This window comes from Micromonospora sp. HM134 (assembly GCF_007833915.1).
GTDB classification, from domain to species: Bacteria; Actinomycetota; Actinomycetes; order Mycobacteriales; family Micromonosporaceae; genus Micromonospora; species Micromonospora wenchangensis.
On the sequence record NZ_CP041061.1, the window covers coordinates 6,861,693 to 6,875,188 of the forward strand.

The following is a 13,496-nucleotide window of genomic DNA, read 5'->3' on the forward strand; positions in this document are numbered from 1 at the left end:
GGGTCAGCCCAGGGGCGGGGCGGTCGGGGGTTTCGGGGCGGCGTGCTGCTCCGCCGGACCGCCGCCCGGTTTGTCCTTGTCGCCGAACGCCTGCCGGATCAGCCGGTTGGCCTCCTCCTGCTCGATGCCCGAGGCGACCAGCAGGTCACTGGCGGTGGTACGCACCTGGGCGATCACCACGCTGCCGGAGAACCCGACCCCCTGGTCGTACGCCCGACCGGCCTCGCTGACCGCGCGCAGCGACCGTTCCCGGGCCCGTTCCGGCTCGTCCCCGACGGCGAACTCGTGCCGCAGCAGGCGGACCGACTCGGCCAGGTGGACCACCGCGTCCGGCATCGGCTCCGGCACCGGCTCGTCGTCCTCGATCATGGTTACCGACCGGCGGATCAGGGTGCCGCTGTTGCGCATCGCCCGGTCGATCGGGTCGGCCGCCTCGGCGTAGTGGGTCAGTTCGTTGCGCCGGTGCCAGCGGGCCGGGGAGAGCGTGCTGGTCTCCTTCGCCCCCTCGATGGCCTCGGTGAAGGTGGCGAGTTCCTCCTTGTTCTCGCGGAGCCGGTCCAGCGCCCGCTGGGCGGCGCCCCGGTCCCGGTCGCGCAGCGCCTGGGCGCAGACGTCGAGCTGGTCGGCGAGCAGGTCCAGCGCCGGCCGGGCCGCCCGGTTGATCACCCGGAGCGGGTTGAGCGGCAGCAGGATCGCGGTGACCAGCAGGGCGATGCCGCCGCCGACGAACGCGTCGACGAACCGGGGCAGCTCCAGATCCTCGGTGGACGGGCTCAGCGTGACGATCAGCACGGCGGTCGCGGCGGCCTGGATCACCACCGCGACGCTGGCCCCGAAGAAGGTGGTGAGCAGGATGGCCGCGGTCACCACCAACCCGAGCTGCCAGCCCCCGGTGCCCAGGAAGTAGATCAGCACGTCGCCGAGGAACACCCCGACCGCCACCCCGACGATCAACTCCACGGTCCGGCGCAGCCGCTGGCCGACCGAGGCGGCCAGGGTGCCGACCGCCGAGATCGGCGCGAAGACCGGTTGCGGGTTGCCCAGCAGGTGGTGCGACACGATCCAGGCCAGCGCGGCGGCCAGCCCGGCCTGCACGGCCAGGCCCGTCGCCAGGTGCACCTGGTGCAGCCGGTCGCGCAGGGTGGCCCGGCCCCGGTGGCGCAGGTAGGCCACCGCCTCGGCGATCCGCGCGGTGTCGACGTCGTCGCCGGCGTCACGCAGCCCGGCCCGATGCAGCAGCGACGGTCGTCGGTCCCGGGCCAGCGCCATGGCGGGGACTACCCACGCCACACCGGTTCATCCCTGCGGCACAATCGTCCGGGTGACCGAGCTGATCGACCGGTGGGTGGCGGCGGCGCTCACCGCCGGGGCCGTTGACGGGCCGGCGCTCACCGCCGCCGGGTCCGACCTGCTGGCCCGCTGGCGCGAGCCGCACCGGCGCTACCACACGGCGCACCACCTGCGGGCGGTGCTGGACCTGGTCGACCGGCACGCCGACCTGGCCGACCGGCCGGAACGGGTCGCGCTCGCCGCTTGGACGCACGACGCCGTCTACGACCCGCGCGCCGCCGCCGACGCCAACGAACGGGCCAGCGCCGAGCTGGCCGGCACGCTGCTCACCGGGCTGGGGGTGCCGGCCGCCACGGTGGCCGAGGTCCGCCGGCTGGTGCTGCTCACCGCCGGGCACCGCACCGCGCCCGGCGACCGCGACGGCGCGCTGCTCTGCGACGCCGACCTGGCCGTCCTGGCCACACCCCCCGAGGTGTACGACGGGTACGCCGCCGCGATCCGCGCCGAGTACGCGCACGTGCCCGAGGCGGACTTCCGTACCGGCCGGGCGCGGGTCCTCGACGGGCTGCTCGCCCTGCCGGCCCTGTTCCGGCTGCCCCCGCTGGCCGCCCGGTGGGAGGCACCGGCCCGCGCCAACCTCGGCCGCGAGCTGGCGTCCCTGCGCTGATCCGCCGCCCGGCCGTCGCCGGCGTCCCGGGGTGCGGGCCGGCCGGTGTCAGCGGTGGGTGAGGTCCCCGGGCAGGCTGAGGCGTCCGGGGCCGGCGGGTCCGACGTGCGCTGTGGGGCCGGCCGGGCGGTTGAGGTGTTTGGGGCGACGCAGGCCGGACGCGTGGAGCAGGCGGACGATCTCCCGGCTGGGCACCACCCGGGCACCGAGCCACACCGCCACGGCGAACCGGTCGGCGGGGATGTCGTAGTGGTCCCGGTCGAACCCGCGCCGGGGCACCCCCAGCGTCTCGGCGAACACGTGCAGCTCGGCCGGGGAGACGTCGCTGATCAGGTGCGACCAGAGCCGACCGCGCCACGGCCAGGCGGGCCGGTCCAGGTACAGCATGGCGGCCAATCTAGCCGCCGGTTAGCCTCGGCCGCATGGCTGGCTCCCCCCTCCTCGACGACCTGCGGGCGGCCCTCGGTGACGAGGCCGTCCTCACCGATCCGGACCTGCTCCGGCTGCACCGGCGCGACGAGGCGGACCTCTGCGCCGCCGGCACGCCGCTGGTGGTCGTCCGCCCCCGGGACACCGCCGGGGTGGTGGCGGCGGTCCGGGCGGCGGCCCGGCACGGCGTACCGGTGGTGCCGCAGGGGGCGCGGACCGGGCTGGCCGGCGCGGCGAACGCGGTGGACGGCGCGGTGGTGTTGAGCACCGTCGCGATGACCACGGTCCGGGAGATCGACCCGGTGGCCCGGATCGCCGTGGTGCAGCCGGGCGTGGTGAACGCCACACTGGCCGGGGCGGTCCGGGCGCACGGCCTGTACTACCCGCCCGACCCGGGTTCCTGGGAGTCCTCCACCATCGGCGGCAACGTCTCCACCAACGCCGGCGGCATGTGCTGCGTCAAGTACGGGGTGACCACCGAGTACGTCCTCGGGCTGGAGGTGGTGCTCGCCTCCGGCGAGGTGCTGCGCACCGGCCGGCGTACCGCCAAGGGCGTGGCCGGGTACGACCTGACCCGGCTCTTCGTCGGCGCGGAGGGCACCCTCGGTGTGATCACCGAGGTCACCGTGGCGCTGCGGCCCGCGCCGGAGGATTCGCTGACCATGGTGGCGGTCTTCGGCTCGACCGCCGAGGCGGGTACGGCGGTGGCCGGGATCGCCGCGCAGGGGCTCACCCCGAGCCTGCTGGAGCTGCTGGACCGCACGCACCTGCGGGCGATCGAGACGTACCGGCCGATGGGGTTGCGGACCGACGCCCAGGCGCTGCTGCTCGCCGCCGCCGACACCGGCCCCCGGGCGGCGGACGACCTGGCCCGGATCGCCGAGGTCTGCACGGCGGCGGGCGCGCAGGAGGTCTACGCGGCGACCGACGCGGTGGAGGCGGCGGCGCTGCTCCAGGCCCGCCGGCTGGCCCACCCGGCGATGGAACGGTTCGCCGCCGACACCTACCCGGACGGCAACGGTGGCCTGATCATCGACGACGTGGCGGTGCCCCGGGGGGTGCTCGCCACGCTGCTGGACGGGGTGGCCCGGATCGCCACCGAGTGCGGGGTGCCGATCGGGGTGGTCGGGCACGCCGGTGACGGCAACCTGCACCCGAACATCGTGGTGGACCGGGCCGACCCGGCGAGCCTGGAGCGGGGCCGGCGGGCCTTCGACGAGATCATCCGGCTCGGGCTGGAACTCGGGGGCACCTGCACCGGCGAGCACGGCGTCGGGCTGCTCAAGCGGGACTGGCTGGCCCGGGAGATCGGCCCGGTCGGCGTCCGGGTGCACCAGGCGATCAAGGCGGCGCTCGACCCGGCCGGGCTGTTCAACCCGGGCAAGGTGTTCTGAGCGGCCCCGGTCGGCTCAGCGGGTCGGTTCGGCCGGGGTGGCCTGGGTGAGCAGGAGCAGGATCTCGCCGGCCACCGCCGGTCGTTCCTCACCGGGGCAGTCCTGCGAGGTGATCAGGCCGGCCGTGGTGAGCAGGCTGGACGTCAACGCGTCGATGCAGCTCGCCCGGTACTGGCGGGCCTGGTCGGTCTCCTGGGCCAGCCGAGGGTCGGCCAGCAGCCGGTGCAACCGCTGCACCTGCTCGGGGTCCAGGGAACCGGTCGAGGTGACCCCGTCGCCGGCACAGTCGTCGCACTCCCACCGGCCGTCCGGCTCGACGGTCAGCGAGCGCAGTGGACCGTCCTCGCCGAGCTTCTGCATCAGGCTGACCCGGGTCGCCCCCGGGGCCGTCGGTCCGCCCCGGCCCTCCGCTGTGGACCTGCCCTCCCGGTCGACCATCGCGCAGCCGGTCAGGGTGACCGTCATGACGGCGGGGACGAGGAGCGCGCGTGACCACTGAGGGGGAACCACGCGCCGGAACCTATCCCACCCCGCTGCCGTCCGGAACCGGCCGACCGGCCCCGCACCGCCTGGTGGAACCGGCCCCGGGGGCCGGTCAGCGGGAGGACGTCGGCAGGTGCAGCGGGTCGTCCTCGACGCCGTCGACGCCCCGGTCGGCGGCGAACCCCCGGACGTCGGGGGCACCGAGGCGGGCCGCGTCGGCGGTCGCGTCGTCCGGCATGAGCTGCGACTCCCGCTCGGCCTCGACCCGGGCCCGGTAGTGCGCGATCTCCCGTTCCCGGGTGGCCGCGTCCCAGCCGAGCACCGCCCCCATCAGCTCCGCCGTGTGCCCGGCCGAGTCGAGGCCCCGGTGGGTCGTCTCGAAGGAGATCCGGGTACGCCGGGTCAGCACGTCCTCCAGGTGCAGCGCCCCCTCGGAGCGGGTGGCGTAGGTCACCTCGGCAGCCAGGTACTCGGGTGCGCCGGCCAGCGGTGAGGCGAGCAGCGGGTCGGCGGCGATCAGCGCCAGCACCTCCAGGGTGAGCGTGCCGTACCGCTCCAGCAGGTGTTCGACCACCCCGACGGGCACCCCGTGCCGGCGGGCCAGGTCGGCCCGGTCCCGCCACATCGAGGCGTACCCGTCGGCGCCGAGCAGCGGCAGGTCGGCGGTGCGCGAGGGGCGTACGCCGCCGAGCCGGTGGGCGGCCCGGTCGACGACGTCGGCGGCCATCACCCGGTAGGTCGTGTACTTGCCGCCGGCCACCAGCAGCAGCCCGAGCATCGGCTCGAAGACGGCGTGTTCCCGGGAGAGCTTGGAGGTGGAGTCGGCCTCGCCGGCGAGCAGCGGGCGCAGCCCGGCGTAGACGCCCTCGATGTCGGCGCTGGACAGCGGCCGGTCCAGCACCAGGTTGACCTGGTCGAGCAGGTACTGGATGTCGCGGGCGGAGGCGGCCGGGTGGGAGCGGTCGAGCCGCCAGTCGGTGTCGGTGGTGCCGATGATCCAGTGCCCGCCCCAGGGGATGACGAAGAGCACACTGGTCGCGGTGCGCACGATCAGCCCGGTCTCGCCGGTGATCGCCGAGCGGGGCACCACCAGGTGCACCCCCTTGGAGGCCCGGACCCGCACCCCGGGGCGCAGCCCGACGTCGTTGAGCATCCGGGACATGTCGTCGCTCCACACGCCGGTGGCGGCGATGACGGTACGGGCGCGTACCTCGAACTCGGCGTCGGGGGAGCCGGCGGGGGCCTCCAGGTCGCGGACCCGGACCCCGGTGACCTCCCGGGCCTGCCGCACCAGCCCGACGGCGCGGGCGCTGCTCACCACGGTCGCGCCGAGGCTGGCGGCGGTGCGGGCCAGGGTCACCACCAGCCGGGCGTCGTCGACCTGCCCGTCGTAGTAGCGGATGGCCCCGGCCAGCGCGTCGGCGCGCAGGCTGGGGAAGACCCGGCGGGCGCCCTCACGGGTGAGGTGCCGGTGCAGCGGCATCCCGCGGCCGGTGCCGAACAGCCCGGCGAAGGCGTCGTAGGCGGCGACCCCGGCCCCGTAGTAGGAGCGGCGGAACAGCCGGGCCGGCAGGTCGCGCAGCCCCCGCCCGGCAGGGAGCGGGATCAGGAACGGGACCGGCCGGACCAGGTGCGGGGCGAGCCGGGTGGCGAGCAGACCCCGCTCGGTCAGCGCCTCGTGGACCAGGTGGAACTCCAGCTGTTCCAGGTAGCGCAGGCCGCCGTGGATCAGCTTGCTGGACCGGCTGGAGGTGCCGGCGGCGAAGTCACGGGCCTCGACCAGGGCGACCTTGAGCCCCCGCGAGGCGGCGTCGAGCGCGGCACCGGCCCCGGTCGCCCCACCTCCGATGACCAGCACGTCGAACCGCTCGGCCCGGAGCCGGCGCAGATCCGCGGCGCGGCGCTGCGGGGAGAGTTGACCGGCGGCGGATCGGGTCACATTGGGGTCACGCACCCGTCCACCGTAACCCGCCCGGTCCCGCCCGCAGCAGGCCCGGAACCGGCCAGATTCCCCACGGCCCGGCCGGTCACCATGCGTGAGCATGACCGCCGAGGCGATGACTACTTAACGTCACCAAGCTCGTGGCTGCCTCATTGCCCACCACACCCCTCCCGCCGGCAGCAGCACGACTGGAGCAGCCATTCCTCCTCGACCCCAACCGACCCCCCTCTCCCACCTCCGGACCCTTTGCTCTGCTGCTCTGCACGCGACAGTCACCCTTGGTGTGCGGTGCCGCGAGAGCAGCAGAGCAAAGGATCCGCGAGAGGAGGTAGACACCTTCCGCAAGGACTACTCTCCGTGAGCATGATCGGGCGATCGGAACAGCGGGACACGCTGCCTGGCGACGCGCCGCGCGGCAGTGGCTCCCGGGCCAGGTCGTAGCAGCACGGACGCGTCGTACTGTTTCCGGATGCTGGCCGACACACCCCCTCCACCGGGCTACGGCTTCCCGCCGAGCGCCGCCGCCCGTCCGTCGAGCCCGTGGCCGGTGGTGGCCGCCGCCCTCGCCGGTGGCTGGACGGTCACCCTCGCCGTGCTGCTCCAGGCGGTCGGCTGGTCGGTCGAGCAGTTGCAGGTGGCCGCGGGCTGGGACCGGCAGGTATGGCTCTGGCCGGCGCTCAGCCTGGCCACCGCCCTGCTGGTCGGCCTGCCCGCGCTGCTGCTGGCCCTGCTCCCCCGCTCGCCCCGGGTACGGGTCACCGGCCGTGCCTGGCTCGCCGCCGCGCTCGCCCTGGTCGCCCTCGGGTCGCTGCGGGCGCTGCCGCAGGTCCATCACGAGGCGTACCTGGCCGCGCTGGCCGCGACGGCGACGCTGCTCGCGCTGCTGGCCGCCCGCCTGCCCGCCCCGGCCCAGCCGGCCGCCGCCACGCCCGCCCCGGCCACCGCGCCCGGAAGCGGCACCGACCCCACGTACGGGGCCGCCACGTCCGGTTCCACCGACCGGGGCCGGCAGAGCAACCAGCAGACCGACCACGGTCGCGGACCGGGCGCCGGGGCCGGCCGGCCGCAGGCGGTCACCCTGCTGGCGATCGCCGCCGGCCTGGCGCTGCTGCTGCCGTGGGTCCGGTTCGGCGCGCTGGGCGGGCTGCTGGAGACGGTGCTCGCCGCGTTCGCCGCGGCGGCGGTCGGCCTGCTGGCCGGGGCGCTGCTCGACGACCGGTTCTGGGCGCCCTTCACCGGTGACGGGCCACCCCGGTCGGCCCGCACCGTGCTGGTCGGCGGTCTGGTCGCCGGGGTGGTCCTGCTGCTGGTCGCGGCGGGCGTCGGCCACTCGGGCGTCCAGCTTCCCGCGCTGCTCTTCGTCCCGCCTGTCGGCTTCGCGCTGGGCGCGTGCCAGGTGGCGGCCCGGCGGGCCGGCCGGCCTGCCGGTGCCGCGCCGGTGCGCTGGCTGGTCGGCCTCGCGGTGTTCGGCCCGCTGGCGCTCACCGATCCGGAGGAGATCTCGATCCTGCTGGCCACCACCCGCGACGTCCCGTACTGGGTCGCGGTCGCCTCGGGCGTCGGGTTCGCCGTCGCGGTCCTGCTGGCCGTCGGGTACGGGGTGCTGCTCGCCCGGCCACGCGGGCACGCGCCGCGCCGGCTGGTCGCCGCGTCGGGCGCGGCCGTCCTGCTGCTCACCGTCGGGGTGGTCGACGTGGCCGCCGGCCAGCCCGGCCTGTACGGCGAGCGGCTGCTGGTGGTGCTCCGCGAGCAGGCCGACCTGTCCGGCATCCCCGCCGGTACGCCCGGTCGGGCCGGCCGGGACGCGCGGACCGCCGAGGTCTACCGCAGGCTCGTCGCCACTGCCGAACGCACCCAGGGCGGGCTGCGCCGGGACCTGAGCCGGCTGGGCCTCGACCCGACGCCGTACTACCTGGTCAACGCGATCGAGACCGACGGCGGGCCGGCGGTGCGGGCCTGGCTCTCCGGCCGCCCCGAGGTGGCCCGGGTGCTGGTCAGCCAGCGGCTCCGCCCGTTGCCCGCACCGGCCCCGGTCAGCCGGGGCGACCAGCCCGCACCGACCGGGCCGGAGTGGAACCTGCGGATGATCGGGGCGGACCGGGTCTGGTCGGAGCTGTCCGTCACCGGCTCCGGGGTGGTGGTCGGCAGCTCGGACTCCGGGGTCGACGGCACCCACCCGGCGCTGGCCGCCGGCTTCCGGGGCGGCGACGACTCCTGGTACGACCCGTGGAACCACACCCGATCCCCCGCCGACTCCGGCGGCCACGGCACCCACACCGCGGGTAGCGCCGTGGGGCGGGACGGCATCGGGGTGGCTCCCGGCGCGCAGTGGGTGGGCTGCGTCAACCTCGATCGCAACCTGGGCAGTCCGGCGCACTACCTGGACTGTCTCCAGTTCATGCTGGCCCCGTTCCCGGCCGGCGGTGACCCGTTCACCGACGGACGCCCGGCGCGGGCCCCGGACGTGCTGACCAACTCGTGGGGGTGCCCACCGGTGGAGGGCTGTGATCCGGGGGCGTTGCGTCCGGCGACCGCCGCCCTGGAGGCGGCGGGCATCCTGGTGGTGGCCGCCGCCGGGAACACCGGCCCGGACTGCGGGTCGATCGTCGACCCGCCGGCCCCGTACGCGGACGTGCTCACGGTCGGGGCGGTGAACCGGGACCGGGTGGTCGCCGAGTTCTCCAGCCGGGGTCCCGTCGCGGGCGGGGTGGTCAAGCCGGATCTGGTCGCCCCGGGGGAGGGGATCAGGTCCGCGATGCCCGGCGGCGGTTACGCCACGCTGGACGGCACCTCGATGGCCACCCCGCAGGTGGCGGGCGTGGTGGCGCTGATGTGGTCGGCGAATCCGGCGCTGGTCGGCGACCTGGCGCGGACCCGGAGCATCCTGCGGGACACCGCGCAACCGGCCGGCCCCGCCGACCTCAGTTGCGGCCCGGTGACGGCGTCGAGCGGGGCCGGGCTGGTCGACGCGTACGCGGCGGTGCGGGCCGCCCGCCGCTGACCGGCCCCTGCCGCCGGGATGGGCCGGCCGGTCCCGGCTGGGTACGGGCTACGGACACGGAACGGGGCGGACCGCTCGCGCGGCCCGCCCCGTTCGGCGTTGGAGCTGGACTCAGAAGTCCATGTCCCCGCCACCCGGGCCAGCCGGGGCGGCCGGGGTCTTCTCCGGCTTGTCCGCCACGACGGCCTCGGTGGTGAGGAAGAGCGCCGCGATCGACGAGGCGTTCTGCAGCGCCGACCGGGTCACCTTGGCCGGGTCGATGATGCCCGCGGCCAGCAGGTCGACGTACTCACCGCTGGCGGCGTTGAGGCCGTGCCCGGCGTCCAGGTTGCGGACGCGCTCGACGACCACGCCACCCTCCAGGCCGGCGTTGACGGCGATCTGCCGCAGCGGGGCGTCCAGCGCGATCTTGACGATCTGCGCGCCGGTCGCCTCGTCTCCGGTGAGGTCCAGCTTGTCGAAGGCGGTCTTGCCGGCCTGCACCAGCGCGACGCCACCACCCGGGACGATGCCCTCCTCGACGGCGGCCTTCGCGTTGCGGACGGCGTCCTCGATGCGGTGCTTGCGCTCCTTCAGCTCGACCTCGGTGGCCGCGCCGACCTTGATCACCGCGACGCCACCGGCCAGCTTGGCCAGCCGCTCCTGCAGCTTCTCGCGGTCGTAGTCGGAGTCGCTCTTGTCGATCTCGGCCCGGATCTGGTTGACCCGGCCCTGGATCTGGTCGGCGTCGCCGGCACCGTCGACGATGGTGGTCTCGTCCTTGGTCACCACGACCTTGCGGGCGCGGCCCAGCATGTCGAGGCCGACGGCGTCGAGCTTGAGGCCGACCTCCTCGCTGATGACCTGACCACCGGTGAGGATGGCGATGTCGGCGAGCATGGCCTTGCGGCGGTCACCGAAGCCCGGCGCCTTGACGGCGACCGACTTGAAGGTGCCCCGGACCTTGTTGACGACCAGGGTCGCCAGGGCCTCGCCCTCGATGTCCTCGGCGATGATCAGCAGCGGCTTGCCCGACTGCATGACCTTCTCCAGGATCGGGAGCAGGTCCTTCACCGAGGAGATCTTGCTGTTGACGATCAGGAGGTACGGGTCGTCGAAGACGGCCTCCATACGCTCCGGGTCGGTCATGAAGTACGCGGAGATGTAGCCCTTGTCGAAGCGCATACCCTCGGTGAGCTCCAGCTCCAGCCCGAAGGTGTTGCTCTCCTCGACGGTGATGACGCCTTCCTTGCCGACCTTGTCCATCGCCTCGGCGATGATCTCGCCGACGGTGCTGTCACCGGCGGAGATGGAGGCGGTGGAGGCGATCTGCTCCTTGGTCTCGACGTCCTTGGCGAGCTTGGACAGCTCCTCCGAGACGCTGGCCACGGCGGCCTCGATGCCCCGCTTCAGGGCCATCGGGTTGGCACCGGCGGCCACGTTGCGCAGACCCTCGCGCACCAGGGCCTGGGCCAGGACGGTCGCCGTCGTCGTGCCGTCACCGGCGACGTCGTCGGTCTTCTTGGCGACCTCCTTGACCAGCTCGGCGCCGATCTTCTCGTACGGGTCCTCGAGCTCGATCTCCTTGGCGATGCTCACACCATCGTTGGTGATGGTGGGGGCACCCCACTTCTTCTCGAGCACCACGTTGCGGCCCTTGGGGCCGAGGGTCACCTTCACGGCGTCGGCGAGCTGGTTCATGCCCCGCTCGAGGCCGCGGCGAGCCTCTTCGTCGAACGCGATCATCTTGGCCATACGGCGTTGTCCTCCTGGACACTCACGGGCCACCCGGGTGTTGTGCCCCGGACGGGCCGCCTGGTGTACGCACCTTGGGGACGTCGCCACCTGGCGACGACGACGTCCTCCTCGGTCGGGCCGGACAGCCCGCGACGACCGGCCATGTGCCACCCCGACGCCATCGAGACGCCGGTGTGACCGTGGCCCTACCGCCCCGACCATTGGCACTCATCGTATGCGAGTGCCAATGACTTGTTTAGCACTCTCCCCTGCCGAGTGCAAGCACGATGGGGCCGGTCAGCCGAGTTCCGCCACCAGTCGTGTGACGTTCACCGGCCCCTCCTGCGCCCGCTGCTCGGCGTACGTCACGACGAGTCCGACCAACTGCATGAGGTAGGCGGGGAGCACGAGCACCGCGCTGACCAGGATCACCGCCACCGCGCCCACGGCGGTGCCCGGCGCGGTGAACGGGTCGGTGCCGAACGGCAGGGTGCCGACCGACTCCACCACCCCGCCGAGCACGCTGCCGAGGAGCACCGCCAGGGCGACCAGCGCCACCCGACCGAGCACCATGCCCAGCCGGTCGTGGAACATCCGGAACGAGCGGCCGATCGGGTTCTGCCCCTCGAACAGGTAGACCGGGCCGGCCAGGGCGAGGGCGAAGGCCAGGTAGATGCCGGGCAGCAGGCAGAGGCAGAACCCGACGCCGACGAGCACGCCCAGCACCAGCATCCAGCCCCACAGGCCGAGGCAGCGGCGCGCGCCGTAGCGCAGCGCGCCGGGCAGGTCGGCCGGTTGGCCGGCGGCCTGCCGGGTGACCACCCAGGTCCCACCGGCCCAGCCGATGCCCTGCACCACCCCGAACGCCAGCGCGACCAGGAACACCGAGACGCCGTAGATCACCAGGTCGCTGAGGTAGCCCTCGGGCAGCGATCCGTCGGCGGGCAGCACGGTGGCGTCGGGCCCCATGCCGAGCGAGAGCAGGGACACCGCCACCGCCGGCACGACCTGGGTGAGCAGCAGCAACGGCAGCAGGGGCCGCCAGCTACGCCGTACCGCGCCGGTGCACCGGCCGAACCACCCCTCCAGGCCGGCGTACGGGGGGTTGACCAGCGGGTCCTCGGGACCCCACGGGCCGGCGTACGGGCCGACCCCGGGCGGGAGGCTGCCGGCGGTCGGGTGGCCCCAGCCCGGCGGCCAGGCCCCGGGCTGACCCCAGCCGGGTTGCCCGGCCGGCGTGCCCCAGCCGGGTTGCCCGGAGGGCGTGCCCCACGGCTGCTGGCCGGACGGCGTGCCCCAGGGCGGTTGCCCCCACGGGCCGCCCGGGGACCCGGCAGTGGGGTCGGGCGGACCCGAAGGCGACTGGTCGGACATGAACCCTCCTCAGCGGGGACGCCTGGACGGTTCACGATCTTTCCCGGCACCGGTCTCCGCCGCCAGCCGTCACGCGGACGCACCCGACGGGTGGGAACCCGCCCCGGCCACCGGGGCGGCCCGGGGTGGGGACCCGGCGCGCCCCGTCACCGGGGACGGGACGGGACCGGCGAGGAGGTCAGGCGATGACGCGGACCCGTTCGGCCTGCGGGCCCTTCTGGCCCTGGGCGATCTCGAACTCCACCCGCTGACCGTCGTCGAGCGCCTTGTAGCCGTCCATTTCGATGGCGGAGAAGTGGACGAAGACGTCCTGCCCGCCGTCGACGGCGATGAAGCCGTAGCCTTTTTCGGAGTTGAACCACTTGACGGTGCCCTGTGCCACGGTGCACTTCCTCACTCTGCGCGGCGTTCCCCAACTCCGGATTGCCGGCGGGCCGACAGCGGAGAGCCACCGTTCCGGCGGTCGGTGAGGGCCGCTGAATCGGTGACCGAAATCGCACGCTACACGAGGAGTGACGACAGTGCACGACCACAAATAGGGTCAAATCAGACGGGTATCGACCCGGTCACCCATCGGTGAACGTCGCTGCGGTATGCATGCCCCCATGACCTCTGCCCCGGCCCCACCGGCGACCCGCACGGCCCCCGTGCACCGGGTGCGTCCGCAGGACGCGGCCCGGATGCGGGCGCTGCGGCTGGAGATGCTCGCGGACGCGCCGCTGGCCTTCCTGGAGACCGTCGCCGAGGCCGCCGCCCGGCCGCACGCCGACTACGCGGCCCGGATCGCGTACGTGTCCCAGGGCTGCCACACCGCCCAGTTCGTGGCCGACCCCGGCGGCCGGCTGGTCGGGCACGCGGGCGGCACCGTCTCCCCCGACGAGCCGGACCTGACCGTGGTCTACGCGGTCTACGTGACCCCCTCGTGGCGGGGCAGCGGCCTGCTCGGCGCGCTGATCGACGCGGTCGCCGCCTGGTCGCGCGCCTGCGGCCGGCCGCAGCTCATGCTGGAGGTGGTGGTCGGCAACGACCGGGCCTGCCGGGCCTACCACCGACTGGGCTTCACCGACACCGGGGTACGCGTCCCGCACCCCAAGATCCCCGCCCTCAACGAACTCCAGATGCGCCGCCCCGCCTGACCCCCTCCTCCCACCGCCCCTCCCCGCCCACACCCCGCCGCCCACCCGGTGCCCGCCCCGCCGC

General features: G+C 74.6%; 11 protein-coding genes. 4 read left to right on the forward strand and 7 right to left on the reverse strand.

What is annotated here, in order from left to right; all coding sequences use genetic code 11:
• Positions 1 to 3 precede the first annotated feature (3 nt).
• Entirely contained in the window at positions 4 to 1,263 is a 1,260-nt protein-coding gene (locus tag FJK98_RS29870) for an aromatic acid exporter family protein (RefSeq protein ID WP_370517099.1), read from the reverse strand.
• Between the two features lie 58 nt (positions 1,264 to 1,321).
• On the opposite strand from FJK98_RS29870, the gene FJK98_RS29875 reads away from it, so the two are divergent.
• The gene (locus FJK98_RS29875; protein WP_145921999.1) at positions 1,322 to 1,957 is read left to right on the forward strand and encodes a metal-dependent phosphohydrolase; all 636 of its coding nucleotides are present in this window, start codon (positions 1,322 to 1,324) and stop codon (positions 1,955 to 1,957) included.
• Between the two features lie 48 nt (positions 1,958 to 2,005).
• On the opposite strand, the gene FJK98_RS29880 is transcribed toward FJK98_RS29875, so the two are convergent.
• Positions 2,006 to 2,344 carry a DUF4031 domain-containing protein gene (locus FJK98_RS29880; protein WP_145922000.1) on the reverse strand — a complete coding sequence of 113 codons (339 nt, stop codon included), beginning with the start codon at positions 2,342 to 2,344 and terminating at the stop codon, positions 2,006 to 2,008.
• A 35-nt stretch (positions 2,345 to 2,379) separates the two neighbouring features.
• Here FJK98_RS29880 and FJK98_RS29885 point away from each other — a divergent pair, with 35 nt between their 5' ends.
• Positions 2,380 to 3,780 carry an FAD-binding oxidoreductase gene (locus FJK98_RS29885; RefSeq protein ID WP_145922001.1) on the forward strand — a complete coding sequence of 467 codons (1,401 nt, stop codon included), beginning with the start codon at positions 2,380 to 2,382 and terminating at the stop codon, positions 3,778 to 3,780.
• Between the two features lie 15 nt (positions 3,781 to 3,795).
• On the opposite strand, the gene FJK98_RS29890 is transcribed toward FJK98_RS29885, so the two are convergent.
• Positions 3,796 to 4,245, reverse strand: coding sequence for a hypothetical protein (locus FJK98_RS29890; protein WP_145922002.1), 450 nt, complete (start codon positions 4,243 to 4,245; stop codon positions 3,796 to 3,798).
• A gap of 130 nt (positions 4,246 to 4,375) precedes the next feature.
• Complete coding sequence (locus FJK98_RS29895; RefSeq protein ID WP_370516941.1) at positions 4,376 to 6,217, reverse strand: glycerol-3-phosphate dehydrogenase/oxidase; 1,842 nt, start codon at positions 6,215 to 6,217, stop codon at positions 4,376 to 4,378.
• Between the two features lie 457 nt (positions 6,218 to 6,674).
• Here FJK98_RS29895 and FJK98_RS29900 point away from each other — a divergent pair, with 457 nt between their 5' ends.
• Entirely contained in the window at positions 6,675 to 9,206 is a 2,532-nt protein-coding gene (locus FJK98_RS29900) for a S8 family serine peptidase (protein WP_145922003.1), read from the forward strand.
• A gap of 111 nt (positions 9,207 to 9,317) precedes the next feature.
• Here FJK98_RS29900 and groL read toward each other — a convergent pair whose 3' ends face one another.
• The 3 genes from groL to FJK98_RS29915 form a co-directional block, all read right to left on the reverse strand.
• Positions 9,318 to 10,940 (reverse strand): chaperonin GroEL, encoded by a 1,623-nt coding sequence (gene groL, locus FJK98_RS29905; RefSeq protein WP_088643186.1) that lies wholly within the window; start codon positions 10,938 to 10,940, stop codon positions 9,318 to 9,320.
• A gap of 279 nt (positions 10,941 to 11,219) precedes the next feature.
• Complete coding sequence (locus tag FJK98_RS29910) at positions 11,220 to 12,296, reverse strand: hypothetical protein (RefSeq protein ID WP_145922004.1); 1,077 nt, start codon at positions 12,294 to 12,296, stop codon at positions 11,220 to 11,222.
• A gap of 178 nt (positions 12,297 to 12,474) precedes the next feature.
• Positions 12,475 to 12,678: a cold-shock protein gene (locus tag FJK98_RS29915; RefSeq protein ID WP_067305333.1), complete on the reverse strand. Its 204-nt coding sequence runs from the start codon at positions 12,676 to 12,678 to the stop codon at positions 12,475 to 12,477.
• A gap of 223 nt (positions 12,679 to 12,901) precedes the next feature.
• Here FJK98_RS29915 and FJK98_RS29920 point away from each other — a divergent pair, with 223 nt between their 5' ends.
• Entirely contained in the window at positions 12,902 to 13,432 is a 531-nt protein-coding gene (locus FJK98_RS29920) for a GNAT family N-acetyltransferase (RefSeq protein ID WP_145922005.1), read from the forward strand.
• The last annotated feature ends 64 nt before the right edge of the window (positions 13,433 to 13,496 follow it).

Coding starts and splice junctions, on each gene's coding strand:
- FJK98_RS29920 (WP_145922005.1), top strand. CDS start 12,902: ATGACCTCTGCCCCGGCCCCACCGGCGACCCGCACGGCCCCCGTGCAC.
- FJK98_RS29900 (WP_145922003.1), top strand. CDS start 6,675: ATGCTGGCCGACACACCCCCTCCACCGGGCTACGGCTTCCCGCCGAGC.
- FJK98_RS29890 (WP_145922002.1), bottom strand. CDS start 4,245: ATGACGGTCACCCTGACCGGCTGCGCGATGGTCGACCGGGAGGGCAGG.
- FJK98_RS29880 (WP_145922000.1), bottom strand. CDS start 2,344: ATGCTGTACCTGGACCGGCCCGCCTGGCCGTGGCGCGGTCGGCTCTGG.
- groL (WP_088643186.1), bottom strand. CDS start 10,940: ATGGCCAAGATGATCGCGTTCGACGAAGAGGCTCGCCGCGGCCTCGAG.
- FJK98_RS29910 (WP_145922004.1), bottom strand. CDS start 12,296: ATGTCCGACCAGTCGCCTTCGGGTCCGCCCGACCCCACTGCCGGGTCC.
- FJK98_RS29885 (WP_145922001.1), top strand. CDS start 2,380: ATGGCTGGCTCCCCCCTCCTCGACGACCTGCGGGCGGCCCTCGGTGAC.